Origin of the sequence: Streptomyces sp. CB09001 (genome assembly GCF_003369795.1) — a bacterium.
Lineage (GTDB): Bacteria > Actinomycetota > Actinomycetes > Streptomycetales > Streptomycetaceae > Streptomyces.
The window spans coordinates 1,047,515-1,066,398 of record NZ_CP026730.1 but is presented as its reverse complement, the minus strand read 5'-3'; the positions used below and the strand labels follow the sequence as shown (position 1 = coordinate 1,066,398).

Below are 18,884 nucleotides of genomic sequence, written 5' to 3'. Positions count from 1 at the left end.
GTGGCAGGCAAACCGGTCAGGCCCGTGAACGCCATCGACCAGACCCGGCGGATGCTGTCCCTGGTGACGTATCTGCGTGAGCGTCCCGGGGCCCGGGTCGAGGACGTGGCCCGCGCCTTCGGCATCACCGAGGACGAGCTGGTCTCCGACCTCGACGTGCTCCCGATGTGCGGGACCAGCTTCCGCGGCGGCGATCTGCTCGACATCGACACGGACGGCGAGCGCATCTGGTGGCACAACCCGGCCGCGCTCGGCGCGGACGCGGCGGAGCCGCTGCGGCTGGCGGCCGACGAGGCGACCGCGCTGCTCGTCGCCGCCCGCGCCGTCGCGACCCTGCCGGGGCTGCGTGAGAGCGACCGGCAGGCGCTGCTGCGGGCGACGGCGAAGGTGGAGACCTCGGCCGGTGAGGCCGCCGGTGCCAGCTCGCGCCTGTCCGTCACCTTCGAGTCCGAGGGCGGAGTCTTCGCCGACGTCGACCGGGCCATCTCGGAGCGCCGCCGACTGTGGATCCGCTACTACTCGCCGGCCCGCGACGAGGTCACCGAGCGGGAGATCGACCCCATCCGCCTGGTCAGCGTCGGGCACACGTACGTGGAGGCGTGGTGCCGCCGCTCCGAGGCCCGGCGCACCTTCCGGCTCGACCGCGTCGCCGAGATCCGCATCCTGGACGAGCCCTCCGCACCGCCGGAGGTGGAGCTGCGGGACCTGTCCGAAGGGCTGGTGCAGCCCGCCGCGGAGGACCCCGAGGTCGTCGTGGAGGTCGGCCCCGGCGGGCGCTGGGTCGCCGAGTACTACCCGCACGACAGCGCGGATGAACGTCCCGACGGCGGTCTGCGTATCACTCTGCGCACTCCCGACCCGGCCTCCCTGCGGCGCCTCGCGCTGCGGCTCGGGCGTGACGGCCGGATCGTCTCCCCGTCCGCGCTCGCCGACAGCGCCCGACGGGCCGCCCGCGAGGCGCTCGCCGCGTACGACGGGATCGAGGCGTCCGGGGCGCCCGGCGGGGACCACAACACCGGCGAGGGGCAGCACGACAGGCAGGAGCAAGGACTGTGAGCGACCCCCTGGGGCCGTCCGGGCCGTCCGGGCCGGGTATGACGGCGGCGGTCGCGTTCGCCGGCATGAGACGCGTGTCACCGGTCGTGTTCAAGGCGGGCTGCCCGGACTGCCGGGGACGGTTCGAACTCGCAGCGAGCGCCCTGCGCCTGGCCATCGGCGCCACGAGCCGGACCACCTTCTACTCGTTCACCTGCCCGGAGTGCGGGTCGGCCGTGCGCAAGCCGGCGGGTGAGCGGGTCGTGGAGCTGCTCACCGGCGGCGGGGTCAGGACGCTGCGTCTTCATTCCACCGTCTAGTCTCGACGTCATGTTCTGGCCGATGTTCGCGGTTGCCGTGGGTTTCCTGGGTCTCGCCGTCCTCGCGGTGTTCGCCGTGAAGGTGTTCGTGGAGGCCGAGCGCCTCGGCCGGCAGGTGACGGACTCCGCCCGCCGGATCAGCCGGGCCGCCGAGGACCTGGAGCGCGCGACCGAGAGCGCCGCCCGTGCCGTGGACACCCTGTGAACTGCTGGGACCCGCCACGGGACGGTACCGGCGGCCCGACAGGCCGGTGGGAGTCACGTTTTGGGACACTTCGCCCTGTCACCTCACGGGCCCCGGGCGGTACGCTGCTGGTCGCGGCCAGGAAAACGAGGCCCGGTCGCGGACGGGAGTACGCACGGGGATTGCCTCACGTTCACCCCTGAGCGTTACGATCGCTGCACAAGACGATCGATCGGACGTATGTCCGGCCGGTCGGACAGCACCCCACCCAGCCGCCTCGGTGAGAAGGTAAAGACTTATGTTCGGAAGGCTCGGCGCCCCCGAGATCATTCTCATCCTCGTCGTCATCATCCTGCTGTTCGGCGCGAAGAAGCTTCCGGACATGGCGCGCTCGCTCGGCAAGTCGGCGCGCATCCTCAAGAGCGAGGCCAAGGCCATGAAGAGCGAGGCCAAGTCCGACGACGCGGCCCCCGCCGACCCGCCGAACCCCGAGCAGTCCGCGGCGCAGCGCACCATCCAGGCCGCCCCCGGCGACGTGACCAGCTCCCGGCCGGTCACCGAGCCGACGGACACGACCAAGCGCTGACGCAGGGCCGGTGACCTCCGGCCCGCCGCACGAGATGGGAACGTGGGTTGCTGAAGCCTGCCCGCAACAAGGAGAAGGACCCCGAGGGGCGGATGCCGCTCGCGGAACACCTTCGTGAGCTCCGCAACCGGCTCGCGAAGGCGCTGCTGGCCATCGTCGTCGTCACGGTGGTCGCCGCCTTCTTCTATCAGTGGATCATCAACGCCCTCACGGATCCGATCCTCCAGTCGATCGGCTGTGAGAAGTCGTTCGCGGAGCTGGCCCAGTCGGAGGCCGGCTCGGAGCCGTGCGCGCAGATCACCATCAACGGTCTGCTCGGTCCCTTCACCCTGGCGCTGAAGGTGTCCCTGACGGCCGGCGTCGTGCTGGCCTCGCCGGTCTGGCTCTACCAACTGTGGGCGTTCGTCGCCCCGGGGCTGCACCGGAACGAGAAGAAGTACGCCTACGCCTTCGTCGCCACCGGCGCCCCGCTGTTCCTGGTCGGCGCCTACTTCGCCTACGCCGTGCTGCCCACCTCGGCGAAGGTGCTGATCGAGTTCACGCCGAACGACGTCGACAACCTGCTGCCGCTGGACGAGCTGCTCGACCTGGTCACGCGCATGGTGGTCGTCTTCGGCCTCTCCTTCGAACTGCCCCTGCTGTTGGTCATGCTCAACCTCACCGGCGTGCTGACCGGCAAGCGGATGCTCGGCTGGTGGCGCGCGATGATCATGGGCATCACGCTGTTCGCGGCCATCGCCACGCCCAGCACGGACCCCCTGACCATGATCATGCTGGCCGGTCCGATCTGGGTCCTGTACTTCGCCGCGGTCACCATCTCCTTGCTGAACGACCGCCGCAAGGCCCGCCGCGAGGCCCTGGAGCCCGACGACGACGAGGCGTCCGACCTGGACCTCACCCCCGAGGACATCGGCGAGGTCGAGCCCGTGACCACCGCCCGCGCCCTGCCCGAGCAGGCCACGAAGGACCGGGTCAACGGCTACGACGACGTGACCTGAGGACCGCCGGGGCGGTGACGGCACGCGTCGCCGCCCACACGCGCCCCCCACACGGCCGATCCCGATAATGATCGTCCGGTTGTCGGTGCGGGCCGGTACGCTCGAAAGCACGATGACAGAGGATCTCTCACCGGCCGAGCGGTACGCGGCAGCCCGCCAGCGCGCTGTCGAGCAGGCCACCGCGCTCGCCTCCTTCCGCGAGATGTACGACTTCGGCCTCGACCCCTTCCAGATCGAGGCCTGTCAGGCACTCGAGGCGGGCAAGGGCGTACTGGTGGCCGCGCCCACCGGCTCCGGCAAGACGATCGTCGGCGAGTTCGCCGTCCACCTCGCCCTCCAGCAGGGCAGGAAGTGCTTCTACACGACGCCCATCAAGGCCCTGTCGAACCAGAAGTACGCCGACCTCTGCCGCCGCTACGGCAGCGACAGGGTGGGCCTGCTCACCGGCGACAACAGCGTGAACTCCGAAGCCCCGGTGGTCGTGATGACCACCGAGGTCCTGCGGAACATGCTGTACGCGGGCTCGCAGACCCTCCTCGGCCTCGGGCACGTGGTCATGGACGAGGTGCACTACCTCTCCGACCGGTTCCGCGGCGCAGTCTGGGAGGAGGTGATCATCCACCTCCCCGAGTCCGTCACCCTGGTGTCACTCTCGGCGACCGTGTCGAACGCGGAGGAGTTCGGCGACTGGCTCGACACCGTGCGCGGCGACACCCAGGTGATCGTCTCCGAGCACCGGCCCGTGCCGCTGTTCCAGCACGTGCTGGCCGGACGGCGGATGTACGACCTGTTCGAGGAGGCCGAGGGCCACAAGAAGGCCGTCAACCCCGACCTCACGCGCATGGCGCGCCTGGAGGCCAGCCGCCCCTCCTACCAGGACCGCAGGCGCGGCCGCGCCATGAAGGAGGCCGACCGGGAGCGGGAACGCAGACAGCGCTCGCGCGTGTGGACGCCGAGCCGCCCCGAGGTCATCGAGCGGCTGGACTCCGAGGGCCTGCTGCCCGCGATCACCTTCATCTTCAGCCGGGCCGGCTGCGAGGCCGCCGTCCAGCAGTGCCTGTACGCCGGCCTCAGGCTCAACGACGAGGACGCCCGGGAGCGGGTGCGGGCCCTCGTCGAGGAGCGCACCGCCGCCATCCCCCGCGAGGACCTGCACGTCCTGGGCTACTACGAGTGGCTGGAGGGGCTGGAGCGCGGCATCGCCGCCCACCACGCGGGCATGCTGCCCACCTTCAAGGAGGTCGTCGAGGAGCTGTTCGTCCGCGGACTGGTGAAGGCCGTCTTCGCGACCGAGACCCTGGCCCTCGGCATCAACATGCCTGCCCGCTCGGTCGTCCTCGAGAAGCTCGTCAAGTGGAACGGCGAGCAGCACGCCGACATCACCCCCGGCGAGTTCACCCAGCTCACCGGCCGGGCCGGCCGGCGCGGCATCGACGTCGAGGGCCACGCGGTGGTGCTGTGGCAGCGTGCCATGAACCCCGAGCACCTCGCGGGACTGGCCGGCACCCGCACGTATCCGCTGCGCTCCAGCTTCAAGCCGTCGTACAACATGGCGGTCAACCTGGTCGAGCAGTTCGGCCGGCACCGCTCGCGGGAGCTGCTCGAGACGTCGTTCGCGCAGTTCCAGGCGGACAAGTCGGTCGTCGGCATCTCCCGGCAGGTGCAGCGCAACGAGGAGGGCCTGGAGGGCTACCAGGCGTCCATGACCTGCCACCTCGGCGACTTCGACGAGTACGCCCGGCTGCGCCGCGAGCTGAAGGACCGCGAGCAGGAGCTGGCCCGGCAGGGCGCCGACCAGCGGCGTGCCGAGGCCGCCGTGGCGCTGGAGAAGCTGAAGCCGGGCGACGTCATCCACGTGCCCACCGGCAAGTACGCGGGCCTCGCCCTGGTCCTCGACCCGGGTCTGCCCGCCGGGCGGTCCAACGGCCACCGCGGCTTCGACCACCACGACGGGCCCCGCCCGCTGGTGCTGACCGCCGAGCGGCAGGTCAAGCGGCTGGCGTCGATCGACTTCCCGGTCCCCGTCGAGGCACTGGACCGGATGCGGATCCCGAAGTCCTTCAACGCGCGCTCGCCGCAGTCCCGCCGCGACCTGGCCTCCGCACTGCGCACCAAGGCCGGGCACATCCCGCCGGAGCGGGCCCGCAAGAAGCGCTCCCAGGCGGCCGACGACCGGGAGATCGCCAGGCTGCGCAAGGCGATCCGCGCCCACCCCTGCCACGGCTGCGACGACCGCGAGGACCACGCCCGCTGGGCCGAGCGCTACCACCGGCTGCTGCGCGACACCTCGCAGCTGGAGCGCCGGATCGAGGGCCGGACCAACACCATCGCCCGCACCTTCGACCGGATCGTCGCGCTGCTGACGGAGCTGGACTACCTGCGCGGCGACGAGGTCACCGAGCACGGCAAGCGCCTGGCACGGCTCTACGGCGAGCTGGACCTGCTCGCCAGCGAGTGCCTGCGCGAGGGCGTCTGGGAGGGGCTCTCCCCGGCCGAGCTGGCCGCCTGCGTCTCGGCGCTGGTCTTCGAGTCGCGGGCCGCGGACGACGCGACGGCACCGAAGCTGCCCTCCGGCAGGGCCAAGGCCGCGCTCGGCGAGACGGTCCGCATCTGGGGCCGCCTGGACGCCCTGGAGGAGGACTTCCGGATCAGCCAGACCGAGGGCGTCGGCCAGCGCGAGCCGGACCTCGGCTTCGCCTGGGCGGCGTACATGTGGGCCTCGGGCAAGGGGCTCGACGAGGTGCTGCGCGAGGTCGAGATGCCCGCCGGCGACTTCGTGCGCTGGTGCAAGCAGGTCATCGACGTCCTCGGTCAGATCTCGGCCGCCGCGCCCGGCGCGGGCTCCACCGTCCCGAAGAACGCGCGCAAGGCGGTCGACGAGCTGTTGCGCGGGGTGGTCGCCTACTCGTCCGTGGGCTGACCCCGGCTCCGACACCTCACCGGCCCGGCGGGAGAACCCGCCGGGCCTTCGCGCGTTCCCCACCCACCGCGCCGCCGGTCCCTCATCACGGTGAGTGATTTTCGAGCACCCTTGAGGCATTACTCCATGTGTTCGAATGACTCCCCGGCGTGCAAATGGGCCCGACCATACTCCAGTCCCCATGCCCGTTTCAGGTGCTTGCCGAATATGACACGGCGTTGATCCCCCCGGACTAAGCTCGCCCGCAGCGCACCGAGTTGAGGTGTAATCGCGCGCTTGTTCCCAATGCGCCGAAGATCCCGACAACTCCCAGACATACCCCGCCGCAAGCTTCCCCATCCCAGCCGATTCCTTTTCAGAGGGCCTACATGGTGAGTGTTGATTCCCCTCCAGGTCGCCGTGAACTTCCCTACGCGCGAACGCTGTTGCTGCCGGCCATAATGATGGCCGCGGCCACCGGGGCCGCCGTCGCCCTCGTGACGGAACCGGCCCGGCTCGCCGTCGGCCTGTGCGGTGCCGTCGCCACCGTCCTCGTGATCGCCGCGGCCGCCGAAGCGGTACGCCGCGGCCGCGCGCTGCGGGCCCTCGGCGCCGAACACGCCCGTCACACCGCGTATCTGGAGCACCGGGCCGCGAGCCACCACGAGGAGATGGTCCGCCTCGGCGCCGAAGTCATCCCCGACGTCCTGCACTTCATGCGCCGGGGCGTCACGCCCCGCGAGCTGATGAGCCGCCTCGGCGAGGTGAAGCCCGCCTACACCGAACTCGGCGGGCCGCAGCGCGAGCTGATCCGGATGGTCTGCGAGATCGTCGACCACGAGGACGCGATGCGCGAGTCCGCGGAGCGCTCCTTCGTCGACATCGCCCGCCGTGTCCAGGCGATCGTCCACCAGCAGCAGAAGGAACTCCGCGAGATGGAGGAGGACCACGGGCGCAACCCCGAGGTCTTCGACGACCTCCTGCGCATCGACCACGGCACCTCGCTGATCGGCCGCCTCGCCGACTCCATCTCCGTGATCGGCGGCGGCCGGCCCGGACGCCAGTGGCCCGAACCGGTCGCCCTCTACAGCGTGCTGCGCGGCGCCATGTCCCGGATCCTGGAGTACCGCCGGATCAACCTGGCCTCCATCGCCAAGGTGAACATCAAGGGCACCGCCGTCGAACCGGTCATCCACGCCGCCGCGGAACTCCTCGACAACGCCACCCGCTACTCGCCGCCCGCGGCCAAGGTGCACGTCACCGCCACCGAGGTGCAGAGCGGTGTGTGCATCGAGATCGAGGACGCCGGCGTCAGCCTCAGCGAGGAGTCCCGCGGCCGCATCGAGGGCCTGCTGGAGCAGGCCAAGCGCGGCACCGACGTACAGGACCTCGCCCACCACCCGCGCCTGGGCCTGTCCGTCGTCGGCCGGCTGTGCACCCAGTTCGGCATGGACGTCTCGCTGCGCGCCTCCGCGTACGGCGGCGTCCGCGCCATCCTCATCGTGCCCAGCAAGATGATGACCACCGAGCCCGGCGTCGGCCTCGCCCACGGCATCGGCGCGACCTCGATCCCCACCCCCGGCCCCGACGCGCTGCCGGGACCGGAGCGCAAGCCCAAGAAGCGCCGTCCCACCAGCCCCCGGATCCCCGCGACGGTGTCCATGGAGGACGACGTTCCGGAGGTGACCGAGTGGACGGCGGGCGGGCTCCCGCAGCGCCGCAGCCGGGTCAAGATGCCGCTCAGCCAGCGCCTCGCCGAGCAGGCGGCGTGGGAGCGGGAGGACGCCGAACGCGAGGCACGGCAGGCCGCCGAACGCGCCCGCAACGGCATCCCGGCGCCCGCGGAGCCGGAGCCCGCGCAGGACAAGGACCAGGGCGGCCTCCCGCCGGGCCACTTCATCGGCGCCTTCTGGGAGGGGCTCAAGCAGCACCCGGGCAGCACCCAGGCCCACCAGCAGTCCAGCAGCAACCAGCCGGCCCACGCCCCGGCTGACGACGAGGGGAACCTCAAGTGATCGAGCAGCAAGGCAAGTTCGACTGGATGCTCCGGGACCTCTACGACGGTGTCCCGGGCATCGAGATGATCGTGGTGCTCTCCGCCGACGGCCTGCGCATCGCCCGCTACTCCGGAGACCCGGACGCCGCCGACCGGGTCGCCGCCGCCTGCGCGGGACTGCAGAGCCTGGCCAGCGCCGTCAGCCAGGAGATCCCCACCAGCGACGGCGACATGAAGATGGTGCTCATCGAGATGAACGGCGGCTACTTCTACCTGATGGCCGCCGGTCCCAACGCCTATCTCGCCGTACTCTCCGACGTCCGCTGCGAACCCGGCCGGATGGGCCTGAGCATGGCCGACCTGGTCGCCCGGATCGGCCCCCACCTCACCAGTCCGGCACGGCGCAACGGGCAGACCGTATGACTCCTCCCAGGCGCCAGAGGCGATCCCCCGGGCCCGACCGGCCCGCCGCGCCCCACCGGCCCGCCGCGCCCGCCCCTCCCGGCGCGTCCGTTAGGGAGGGCGAGGTCCGCAACCCCGAGCGGCTCTTCGTCATCGGCGGTGAAGGAGGCGGCGAACGCGCCGACATCGACCTCGTCACCCTGATCGTGGCCCGCGCCGACCCTCCGGTGTCCGCCACACCGGAACAGGCCGCCCTGCTGCGGCTGTGCGCCGCGCCCCTGTCCGTGGCCGAGCTGTCGGCCTATCTGAGCCTGCCGTTCAGTGTGGTGACCGTGCTGCTCACCGACCTGCTGGCGTCGGAACTGGTGCAGGCCCGCGCCCCGATCGTCCGCCAGAAGGTCGCCGACCGAAACCTCCTCGAAGCGGTGATGCATGGACTTCAAAAGCTCTGACACGATCCCGGGCCCACGCACCGAGGACCGGCTGCCGCACACGGCCGAGGCCGCCGTGAAAATCGTCATCGTGGGCGGCTTCGGGGTCGGCAAGACCACCATGGTCGGTTCGGTCAGCGAGATCCGGCCGCTGACCACCGAGGAGACGATGACCCAGGCCGGCATCGGCGTCGACGACAACTACGGCTCGGCCTCCAAGACGGCCACCACCGTCGCCATGGACTTCGGCCGCATCAGCATCACCGACGAGCTGGTGCTCTACCTCTTCGGCACGCCCGGCCAGGAGCGCTTCTGGTTCCTGTGGAACGGCCTGTTCGAGGGCGCCCTCGGCGCGGTCGTCCTGGTCGACACCCGCCGCCTGGAGGTCAGCTTCGACGTCATGGGCCGCCTGGAGGAACGCGGCGTGCCCTTCGTCGTCGCCGTCAACACCTTCCCCGACGCCCCCCGTTACCCCGTCGCGGAACTGCGCACCGCGCTCGACCTGCCCGAGGAGATCCCCATCCTCGACTGCGACGTGCGGCGCCGGGCCTCCAGCCGGGACGTCCTGATGACCCTGATGCGCTTCCTGCACTCCCTCGCCATGAAGGGCGCGCTCACCTGACCCGCGCGCCCCACCCACCACCTCCGACGTGACCCACCCCTTCTGACGTGACCACACCTTTTGTTGCGGAGCGAGACTGTGACGCCTGAAAGCCACTCCCCGACCGGAACGGGCGAACCCCTGCTCGAACCACCCCCCGGCTGCCCCGCGCACGGCCTCGGGCCGGGCGGACTGCACCGGCTGCACGAGGCGGACGACCTGGAAGAGCTGTACGAGAAGCTGCGCGAGCAGCACGGGCCGGTGGCGCCCGCGCTGCTCCACGACGACGTACCCATGTGGGTGGTCCTCGGGCACGCCGAGAACCTGCACATGGTGAGCACCCCCTCCCAGTTCTGCCGCGACAGCCGGATCTGGACCCCGCTCAACGAGGGCATGGTCAAGCCCGACCACCCCCTCATGCCGCACATCGCCTGGCAGCCCATCTGCTCGCACGCCGAGGGCGACGAGCACAAGCGCCTGCGCGGCGCGGTCACCAGCGCCATGTCCGACCTCGACTACCGCGAGCTGCGCCGGCACATCAAGCGCTACACCCAGCGCGTCGTCAACCGCTTCTGCGAGGAGGGCCGCGCCGACCTCGTCAGCCGGTTCGCCGAGCACCTGCCGATGGGCGTGATGTGCCATCTGCTCGGCATGCCCGAGGAGTACAACGACCGCCTGGTGGAGGCCGCCCGCGACACCCTCAAGGGCACCGACACGGCGATCGCCAGCCACGCCTACGTCATGGAGGCGCTGGGACGGCTCACCGCCGCCCGCCGGGCCGACCCGGCCGACGACATCGCCGGCCGTCTCGTCAACCACCCGGCCGGGCTCACCGACGACGAGGTCCGCGAACACCTGCGGGTGGTCCTGCTGGCCGCCTACGAGGCGACGGTCAACCTGATCGCCAACGTGATGCGCGTGGTGCTCACCGACCCGGGCTTCCGCGCCCAGCTCAGCGGCGGGCAGATGACGGTGCCCCAGGCGGTCGAGCAGTCCCTGTGGGACGAGCCGCCGTTCAGCACCGTCTTCGCCTACTTCGCCAAGCAGGAGACGGAACTCGGCGGCCAGCGCATCCGCGCCGGCGACGGCCTGCTGCTCGGCATCGCGCCGGGCAACGTCGACCCGCGCATCCGCCCGGACCTGAGCGCCAGCATGATGGGCAACCGCGCCCACCTCGCCTTCGGCGGCGGGCCGCACGAGTGCCCCGGCCAGGACATCGGGCGGGCCATCGCCGACGCCGGCATCGACGCACTGCTGATGCGGCTGCCCGACCTCCAGCTCGACTGCGACGAGGACGACCTGCGCTGGCGGTCGTCGATCGCCTCGCGGCACCTGGTGGAACTCCCGGTGCGTTTCGAGCCCCGGGCACAGCAGGACATCATGCAGCAGCCGAGTCACGCACCGGCCCCGGCCCGGAGCGCCCCCTGGCACGTCGGCCTGCCGAAGCCGGAACGGCGGACCCAGCCCCCGCTGCCCTCCCAACCGCCGCAGCCCGCGTCGGTGACGGCCGCCGAGCCCCAGCAGGCGCCGGGAGCGGGGCACCCCCGCCCCCGCGGTGCCTGGCAGCGGTTCCTGCTCTGGTGGCGCGGCTACTGACGGCCGACCCGGCCCGGTCCTTTACGCGGCCCAGTCCTCGTACGCGGTCCAGGCGCCGAGGGACCGGCCGCTGCGGAAGCGGTGCTCGCGCCCGGTGACCGGATCGGTGAATCCCAGCTCCCGCGCGAGCAGTTGCAGCGGGCGCCGGAAGTCACCGGCCGGCACCGGAGCGGCCACCTCCGGATAGAGGGGGTCGCCGAGGATCGGCACGCCGAGCGCGTTCATGTGGACGCGCAGCTGGTGCGTCTGGCCGGTGCCGGGCACCAGCCGGTACCGGCCCAGCCCGTGCTCCGGCCGGTGTGCGAGCAGCTCGACGCGGGTCACGGCGTTCGGCTCGCCGGCCACCTCGCGGGCGGCGAGCACCCCGCGCTCCTTCAGGATCCGGCTGCGGACCGTCCGGGGGAGGGCGAGCGCCGCGTCGTACGGGGCGACGGCCTCGTACTCCTTGTGCACCCGCCGGGCGGCGAACAGGCCCTGGTACGCGCCGCGCTCCCCGGGGCGCACGGTGAACAGGACGAGCCCCGCCGTGAGCCGGTCCAGGCGGTGCGCGGCACCCAGCGCCGGGATGTCCAGCTCCCGGCGCAGCCGTGCCAGCGCCGTCTGCGTGACGTGGCCGCCGCGCGGGGTGGTGGCCAGGAAGTGCGGCTTGTCCACGACGACGATGTGCGCGTCGCGGTACACGACCTCCAGTGGGAAGGGCACCGGCACCTCGGCGGGCAGCTCGCGGTGGAACCACACGAACATGCCCGGCTCGTACGGCGCGTCGCCCGCCACGGGGCGCCCGTCCGCCCCGACGAACAGCCCGGCGTCGAACATGCCGTCCACGACGCCGGCGCCCGCCCCCGACAGCCGCTCCGTCAGGTGCTCGCGCACCGTGCACCACGGCCCGTCCGCGGGCAGCCGTACCCGCACCGCGTCGATGCCGTCGCGCTGCGGCAGGGGCGAGGGCGGGGGAGGGGTACGGCGTCTCATCACCTGCCAGCGTACGAGGCGGTGACCCGCTGCGGCAGGCCGAGTGGGCCGGGTCCGCCGGAAAACCGCTGGGCCGCGGTCCGAGCCCGTTGGCAGGATGCCGTCCATGCCTTTCCTGACCCGCCCGGTCCTCCCGGCCGGCACCCTTTCCCGCGCCCCGCAGCCCACGCTCCCCACCGGCGACGGGCTGGTGCTGCGCCCGTGGCGCACCGAGGACGCCCCCGCCGTGCACGCGGCCTTCCAGGACCCGGTGATGCACCAGTGGCACGTCCGCGCCGCCGACTCCGAGGAGGAGGTGCGGGGCTGGATCACCGAGTGGCAGCGCGCCTGGGAACGGGAGCGCGGCGTCCAGTGGGCCGTCGCCGACGCGGCGGACGACCGACTGCTCGGCCGGGTCGCGCTGCGCGAGTGGGTGCTGGGTGACGGGGTGGCCGAGGTCGCCTACTGGACGACGGCCGACGCACGCGGCCGGGATGTCGCCCCACGGGCCACGCGGGCCCTCGCCCACTGGGCGCTGGACGAGATCGGCTTCCAGCGCCTGGAACTCCTGCACGCCGTGGCCAACGAGGCCTCGTGCCGGGTCGCCCAGAAGACCGGCTTCGCCCTGGAGGGCACCAAGCGCAGCGCCGTGCTCCACGCGGACGGGTGGCACGACATGCACCTGCACGCGCGCGTGCGCGGCGACTGACGCAAGCGTGACCCGCGGGTCTGCCAGGTCCCGGCGGGGGCCGGGGCGGTGCCCCCGCGGGCGGGGCCCGTTCCCGGCGCCCCCGCGGCAACCTCGCGCTGGAACGCGCCCGTACGGGTACGTACGCGGCGACTCAAGGGTGTGACCGGCGTGGCTGCCCACCGGAGGGGTGGGAGCCGGGGCGGCGCCGTGCGCGGCTGAGCGGGCGGGGCCGGTTACCCGTGCGGGCTTCGCCGTGGAGGGCGGCGGGGACCGGTGGCACTGCCCTGCCGCGATCCCGGGCGGGTGGCACGGCATGCGCTCGCCCGGATGCGTGCGCGGCGACTGACGGGCTCGTGGCCCGAGGGGGCCGCCAAGGAGACCGGCGGGGGCGTGTTCGAGGGCGGGCGGAGCCTTACGCCGCCGTCGCGCCCTCCTGCTCGGCCTCGACGCGGGCGTTCCACTCGCGCTTGGAGGCCTGCCAGCCGTCCTCGTTGTGGCCGAGCCGCCAGTAGCCGGAGATCGACAGGTCCTCGCGGGGGATCTCGCGCTCCACGCGCAGGTACCGGCGCAGCTCCTTCACGCAGGCCGCCTCGCCGTGGACGAACGCGTGCAGCCTGCCCTCGGGGAACTCCAGCGCGCGCACGGCCTCGACCAGGGCCTGCCCGACCGGGCGGCCGGCGCGGTGCAGCCAGACGACCTCCACGTCGGAGTCGATCTTCTGCTCCTCCTCGGGCCCCTCGACCTCGACGAAGGCGAACGCGCGGGCACCGTCGGGCAGCGCCTCCAGGGAGCGGGCGATCGCGGGCAGCGCGCTCTCGTCACCGGCGAGCAGGTGCCAGCCGGCGGCGGGGTCGGGGGCGTAGGCGCCGCCGGGGCCCATGAAGTGGACCGTCTCGCCCGGCCGCACCCGCTTCGCCCAGGGCCCGGCGAGCCCCTCGTCACCGTGGATGACGAAGTCCAGCGTCATCTCGCGGTGCTCGGCGTCCCAGTGGCGGACGGTGTACGTCCGGGTCACCGGCCACTGCTCGCGGGGAAAGTCCTCGCGGATCCGCTCCATGTCGAAGGGCTCCGGGTAGGTCGCGCCCCCGGACGGGAAGAGCAGCTTCACATAGTGGTCGGTGCAGGTGTCCGCCGCGAACGCGGAGAGTCCCTCGCCGCCGAGCACCACGCGCTGCATGTGCGGGGTCAGCCGCTCGGTGCGGACGACCTGCGCGGTGTGCGGCTTGCGCGGCTTGCGTGCCGGACGGTCTGCCATGACGGCCTCCCTGCTCCCTGCGTGCGGTTCCCTGAGTTAGGCATACCTAAGCTAGCATCCCCGCCCGTAGGTGGCTCATGGAAACAGGCCGCCGTGCGGCGCCGCTCAGGCGGTGAGCGTGGTCAGCAGCCGCTGCAGCGACCCGCCGAGCCCCCAGCGGGCCGCCAGCGCGTCCAGCGCCCCGGCGTCGCGCGGGCCGTGCGGCAGGAGGGTGCCGGTGTCCGGCAGCGGCACGTCGTCCGCGACCCGGACGACCTTCGGGGCGACCGCGAGATACGGCCCGGCCTCGGTCAGCCGCTTGCGCTGCGAGGGCGTCAGCTTCGCCTTCGGATCGTCGACGGCGGCCCGGATCCCGGCCAGGTCCCCGAACTCGGCGAGCAGCTTGGCCGCCGTCTTCTCGCCGATGCCTGGCACCCCGGGCAGCCCGTCGCTCGGGTCCCCCCGCAGCAGCGCCAGATCGGCGTACCCGGCGCCGTCGACGCCGTACTTCTCGCGCAGCGCGGCCTCGTCGACGAGGTTCAGGGTGCCGACGCCCTTGACCGGGTAGAGCACGCGCACGCCACGCGCGTCGTCGACGAGCTGGTACAGGTCGCGGTCGCCGGTGACGATGTCGACCGGGCCGGTGGCCCGCGCGGTGTACGTGCCGATGACGTCGTCCGCCTCGTACCCCGCCACGCCGACGCGGGCGATGCCGAGCGCGTCGAGTACGGCCTCGATGACCGGCACCTGCGGGGACAGCGTGTCGGGCATCTCCTCCTCGTCGGGCCCCGCCGGTCGTTCCTCGGCCACGCGGTGCGCCTTGTAGGAGGGGATCAGCTCCACCCGCCACCGCGGTCGCCAGTCGGCGTCCATACAGGCCACCAGGTGCTCGGGCCGGTGGTCCTTGACCAGGCGGTCGATGAAGTCCAGCAGCCCGCGCACGGCGTTCACCGGCGTGCCGTCGGGCGCCTTCACCGAGTCCGGCACGCCGAAGTAGGCGCGGAAGTAGAGGGAGGCGGTGTCGAGAAGCATCAGTCGTCCGGTCACGCCTCGCATCATGCCGCAGGTGGTGTGGGTGAGTGAGGGAGGACCTGTGAACTGAATCACTCAAATGTTTGGCGCATAAGGATCGGGGCAGGCGCGCACCCGGGCCGAAGCTGGTTGATGCATTCAACTGTTAGGGGAGCTTTGGGCCCTGCCCCTGCCCCCGAGCCAAGAGGTAAGCGTGTCAGCCAGACTAGAGGCCGAGAACCTGTACAAGGTCTTCGGCAGGAAACCGGATCAGGCGGTCGAACGACTGCGCCAGGGCGAAGACGTCCGGGAGGAACTGCGCGCCGACGGCACCACCGCCGCCGTCATCGACGCGTCCTTCACCGTGGAGCCCGGCGAGATCTTCGTGGTCATGGGGCTGTCCGGATCAGGCAAGTCCACGCTGCTGCGCATGCTCAACGGTCTGTCGGAGCCGACCGCCGGGCACGTCCGCTTCGGGGGCCAGAACCTCACCGAACTCAGCGACCGCGAGCTGCGCGTGGTCCGTTCCATGAAGATCAGCATGGTCTTCCAGCACTTCGCGCTCTTCCCCCACCGCAGCGTCCGTGACAACGCTGCCTACGGTCTTGAAGTGCAGGGCGTGCCCCGCGCCGAGCGCGAGCGCCGCGCCGACGAGGCGCTCGCCCTGTGCGGCCTGGCCGGCTGGGAGAAGTCCTGGCCCGACGAGCTGTCCGGCGGCATGCAGCAGCGCGTCGGCCTGGCCCGCGCGCTCGCCACGGACGCCGACCTGCTGCTGATGGACGAGTCCTTCAGCGCCCTCGACCCGCTGATCCGCCGCGACATGCAGGACCAGCTGCTCGACCTGCAGAAGACCCTGAAGAAGACCATCGTCTTCATCACCCACGACCTCAACGAGGCCATGCGCCTGGGCGACCGCATCGCCGTCATGCGCGACGGCCGGATCGTGCAGATAGGCACCGCGCAGGACATCCTGATACGTCCCGCCAACGACTACGTCGCCTCCTTCACCAAGGACGTCGACCGCTCCCGCGTCCTGACCGCCGCCGCCGTCATGGAGACCGACGTGCGTGGCGACGAGGCGGACTGCGACTGCGAGACCGCGACGCCCGGGACGCCGTTCTCGGAGCTGTGCGCGATCAGCGCCCGCGTGCCCCACGCGGTGGCGGTGGTCGACGGTGACCGCCGACTGGTCGGCGTCGTCCCGGCCCAGCGGCTCATCGGGTTCCTCGGCGACGACGAGAACGTGGTCCCCGGTGTCTGCGACAGCCCGCGGGACAAGGGCGGCAAGAAGGTGATCAGCCGTGCCTAGGATTCCCCTCGGCGACTGGGTCAACAGCAGCGTCGACTGGCTGCTCGACAACGTCTCCTGGCTCTTCACCTTCCTCAAGGACATCTTCACCGGCGCCTACGACGGCATCAACGCCGTCCTCCAGGCCCCCGAGCCGCTGCTGCTCGCCGGTATCTTCGCCGTGATCGCCTTCTGGCTGCGCGGCACCTTCGCGGGCATCCTCTCCTTCGCCGGATTCGCCTTCATCGACTCCCTCGAACTGTGGGAGAACGCGATGGTCACCCTGGCGCTCCTGCTGGTCGCCACGATCATCGCCCTGGTCGTGGCGGTGCCGGTGGGCATCTGGGCGGCCCGCTCGGACCGGGTGAGCGCGTTCGTGCGGCCGGTCCTGGACTTCATGCAGACGCTGCCCGCGATGATCTACCTGATCCCGGCGATCCTGTTCTTCGGGACCGGCTCCGCCCCGGGCATCGTGGCCACCCTGATCTTCGCCCTCGCCCCCGGCGTCCGCATGACCGAGCTGGGCATCCGCCAGGTCGACAAGGAACTGGTCGAGGCGGCCGAGGCGTTCGGCACCACGCCCGGCAACACCCTGCTGCGCGTCCAGCTCCCGCTGGCGCTGCCCACGGTGATGGCGGGCGTCAACCAGGTCATCATGCTCGGCCTGTCCATGGCGGCGATCGCCGGCATGGTCGGCACCGGCGGCCTCGGCGGCGACGTCATGGAGTCCATCGGCCAGCTCAACGTCGGCCTCGGCGCCGAGGCCGGTCTCGCCATCGTGATCCTCGCGATCTACCTGGACCGCATGACCAGTGCCCTGGGCACCCACGTCTCCCCGCTGGGTCGCCGCGCCGCGGCCAAGGCGCGCGCCGCCAAGGGCCTGAAGATCTGGTCCTACCGCCCCCAGCCGCAGGTCGCCGTGGTCGGCATCGTGATCCTCGCCCTGGTGGCCGGCGGCATGGGCATGTTCGGCGGCAGCTCCGACGACGCCGACACGGCGGGCGGCGGCAAGAACGTCGGCGACGGCAAGAAGATCTCCATCGGCTACATCCCCTGGGACGAGGGCGTCGCCTCCACGTTCCTGTGGAAGGAGATCCTGGAACAGCGCGGCTTCGAGGTCGAGGCCAAGCAGTTCGAGGCCGGCCCGCTCTACACCGCGCTCGCCCAGGGCAACATCGACTTCCAGACCGACTCGTGGCTGCCGACGACCCACGAGCAGTACTGGAAGAAGTACGGCAAGCAGCTCGAGGACCTCGGCTCCTGGTACGACGAGACGTCGCTGGAGCTGAGCGTCCCGGCGTACATGAAGGACATCGACTCCCTCGAGGACCTCAAGGGCAAGGCCGACCTCTTCGGCGGGAAGATCACCGGCATCGAGCCCAGCGCCGGTGAGATGAACCTGCTCAAGACCAAGGTGCTCAAGGAGTACGGCCTCGACAAGGAGTACAAGGTCGTCGACAGCTCCACGCCGGCGATGCTGGCCGAGCTGAAGCGGGCCTACAGCAAGCAGGAACCGATCGTCACCACGCTGTGGTCCCCGCACTGGGCGTACAACGACTACAAGCTGAAGAAGCTGAAGGACCCCAAGGGCGCCTGGGGCAAGGGCGACGGCGTGCATTCGCTGTCCCGCAAGGGCTTCTCCGCGGACAACCCGGTCGCGGCCAAGTGGCTGAAGGACTTCTCCATGACGGAGAAGCAGCTCACCAGCCTCGAGGCCGAGATCAACAAGGCCGGCAAGGGCCGCCAGCAGGACGCCGTCCGCACCTGGCTGAAGGCCAACCCGGGCGTCGTCGACAAGCTCGCCCCGGTCGAGAACGCCGCCGGCGGCACTCCTGCCGAGGCCAAGCAGGCCCTCGACGTGGCCTGGTTCCCGTGGGAGGAGGACGTCGCCGTCACCTACCTGTGGAAGAACGTCCTCGAGCGCCGCGGCTACGAGATGAACCTGAAGCAGATGGACGTCGGCCCGGTCTACACCGGCCTGGCCTCAGGAGGCATCGACCTCAACTTCGACGCATGGCTGCCCTACGCCCAGAGCAACTACTGGAACAAGCACAAGGACAACCTCGTCGACCTGGGCACCTGGTACGAGCCGACCTCCCTGGAGATCGCCGTCCCCTCGTACGTGAAGGACGTCAAGTCCCTCGCCGACCTCAAGGGCAAGAGCGACCTCTTCGACGGGAAGATCATCGGCATCGAGCCCGGCACCGGCGAGATGCAGCTCCTGAAGAACGAGGTGCTGCCCGGCTACGGCCTGGAGGACGAGTACGAGGTCGTCGACGGCTCCACGCCCGCCATGCTGGCCGAGCTCAAGCGCGCCCTCGCCAAGAAGGAGCCGGTCGCGGTCACCCTCTGGTCGCCGCACTGGGCCTACAGCGACTACGAGCTGACCAAGCTGAAGGACCCGAAGAAGGCCTTCGGCGAGGGCAACACGATCCGGACCATCTCCAGCAAGAAGTTCCCCGAGCAGTACCCGCAGCTCACCGAGTGGATCAAGAACTTCAAGATGAGCGAGGACGAGCTGGGCAGCCTGGAGGCCGAGATCAAGGACCGCGGTCAGGGCCAGGAGGAGGAAGCGGTCGCCGCCTGGCTGAAGGAGCACCCGGACATGGTCGGCCGGATGACCCCGTAGGAGCGCGGCACTCCGTGACGGTCACCCCGAGG

At 71.4% G+C, this 18,884-nt stretch carries 17 protein-coding genes; 14 read left to right on the top strand and 3 right to left on the bottom strand.

The features are described 5' to 3' along the window. The 11 genes from C4J65_RS04970 (at nt 1) to C4J65_RS04920 (ending at nt 11,048) form a co-directional block, all read left to right on the top strand. Nucleotides 1-1,056: a WYL domain-containing protein gene (locus C4J65_RS04970; RefSeq protein ID WP_115741276.1), complete on the top strand. Its 1,056-nt coding sequence runs from the start codon at nt 1-3 to the stop codon at nt 1,054-1,056. Nucleotides 1,057-1,094: 38 nt separating this feature from the next. Further along, the gene (locus tag C4J65_RS04965) at nt 1,095-1,355 is read left to right on the top strand and encodes a hypothetical protein (RefSeq protein ID WP_030870814.1); all 261 of its coding nucleotides are present in this window, start codon (nt 1,095-1,097) and stop codon (nt 1,353-1,355) included. Between the two features lie 10 nt (nt 1,356-1,365). Continuing rightward, complete coding sequence (locus C4J65_RS04960) at nt 1,366-1,560, top strand: hypothetical protein (RefSeq protein WP_115741275.1); 195 nt, start codon at nt 1,366-1,368, stop codon at nt 1,558-1,560. Nucleotides 1,561-1,837: 277 nt separating this feature from the next. After that, nucleotides 1,838-2,125, top strand: coding sequence for a Sec-independent protein translocase subunit TatA (tatA, locus tag C4J65_RS04955; RefSeq protein ID WP_109033667.1), 288 nt, complete (start codon nt 1,838-1,840; stop codon nt 2,123-2,125). Nucleotides 2,126-2,172: 47 nt separating this feature from the next. Next, complete coding sequence (gene tatC, locus C4J65_RS04950; RefSeq protein WP_115741274.1) at nt 2,173-3,123, top strand: twin-arginine translocase subunit TatC; 951 nt, start codon at nt 2,173-2,175, stop codon at nt 3,121-3,123. A gap of 67 nt (nt 3,124-3,190) precedes the next feature. Then, nucleotides 3,191-6,043, top strand: coding sequence for a DEAD/DEAH box helicase (locus C4J65_RS04945; RefSeq protein ID WP_115741273.1), 2,853 nt, complete (start codon nt 3,191-3,193; stop codon nt 6,041-6,043). Nucleotides 6,044-6,411: 368 nt separating this feature from the next. Further along, nucleotides 6,412-8,037 (top strand): ATP-binding protein, encoded by a 1,626-nt coding sequence (locus C4J65_RS04940; RefSeq protein ID WP_115741272.1) that lies wholly within the window; start codon nt 6,412-6,414, stop codon nt 8,035-8,037. Next, on the top strand, nt 8,034-8,441 hold the full coding sequence (locus C4J65_RS04935; RefSeq protein WP_003977197.1) for a roadblock/LC7 domain-containing protein: 408 nt from the start codon (nt 8,034-8,036) through the stop codon (nt 8,439-8,441). Before C4J65_RS04940 ends, C4J65_RS04935 begins: the two co-directional genes overlap by 4 nt. Beyond that, entirely contained in the window at nt 8,438-8,872 is a 435-nt protein-coding gene (locus tag C4J65_RS04930) for a DUF742 domain-containing protein (RefSeq protein ID WP_115741271.1), read from the top strand. The genes C4J65_RS04935 and C4J65_RS04930 overlap by 4 nt, the downstream gene beginning before the upstream one ends. Then, complete coding sequence (locus C4J65_RS04925; protein WP_115741270.1) at nt 8,853-9,473, top strand: ATP/GTP-binding protein; 621 nt, start codon at nt 8,853-8,855, stop codon at nt 9,471-9,473. Before C4J65_RS04930 ends, C4J65_RS04925 begins: the two co-directional genes overlap by 20 nt. Before the next feature lie 78 nt (nt 9,474-9,551). Continuing rightward, the gene (locus tag C4J65_RS04920) at nt 9,552-11,048 is read left to right on the top strand and encodes a cytochrome P450 (RefSeq protein ID WP_115741269.1); all 1,497 of its coding nucleotides are present in this window, start codon (nt 9,552-9,554) and stop codon (nt 11,046-11,048) included. Nucleotides 11,049-11,069: 21 nt separating this feature from the next. On the opposite strand, the gene C4J65_RS04915 is transcribed toward C4J65_RS04920, so the two are convergent. Further along, entirely contained in the window at nt 11,070-12,020 is a 951-nt protein-coding gene (locus C4J65_RS04915) for an RluA family pseudouridine synthase (protein ID WP_115741268.1), read from the bottom strand. Nucleotides 12,021-12,126: 106 nt separating this feature from the next. Here C4J65_RS04915 and C4J65_RS04910 point away from each other — a divergent pair, with 106 nt between their 5' ends. Beyond that, nucleotides 12,127-12,708, top strand: coding sequence for a GNAT family N-acetyltransferase (locus C4J65_RS04910; RefSeq protein ID WP_162833030.1), 582 nt, complete (start codon nt 12,127-12,129; stop codon nt 12,706-12,708). A gap of 394 nt (nt 12,709-13,102) precedes the next feature. Here the strand turns inward: C4J65_RS04910 and C4J65_RS04905 are convergent, their stop codons facing one another. Both C4J65_RS04905 and C4J65_RS04900 read right to left on the bottom strand, forming a co-directional pair. Next, nucleotides 13,103-13,945, bottom strand: coding sequence for a siderophore-interacting protein (locus tag C4J65_RS04905; protein WP_115741266.1), 843 nt, complete (start codon nt 13,943-13,945; stop codon nt 13,103-13,105). 105 nt (nt 13,946-14,050) lie between these two features. Continuing rightward, the gene (locus tag C4J65_RS04900; protein ID WP_115746304.1) at nt 14,051-14,956 is read right to left on the bottom strand and encodes a 5'-3' exonuclease; all 906 of its coding nucleotides are present in this window, start codon (nt 14,954-14,956) and stop codon (nt 14,051-14,053) included. 193 nt (nt 14,957-15,149) lie between these two features. Here C4J65_RS04900 and C4J65_RS04895 point away from each other — a divergent pair, with 193 nt between their 5' ends. After that, complete coding sequence (locus tag C4J65_RS04895) at nt 15,150-16,244, top strand: betaine/proline/choline family ABC transporter ATP-binding protein (protein WP_115741265.1); 1,095 nt, start codon at nt 15,150-15,152, stop codon at nt 16,242-16,244. Further along, complete coding sequence (locus C4J65_RS04890; RefSeq protein WP_115741264.1) at nt 16,237-18,852, top strand: ABC transporter permease/substrate binding protein; 2,616 nt, start codon at nt 16,237-16,239, stop codon at nt 18,850-18,852. Before C4J65_RS04895 ends, C4J65_RS04890 begins: the two co-directional genes overlap by 8 nt. Nucleotides 18,853-18,884: the final 32 nt, after the last annotated feature.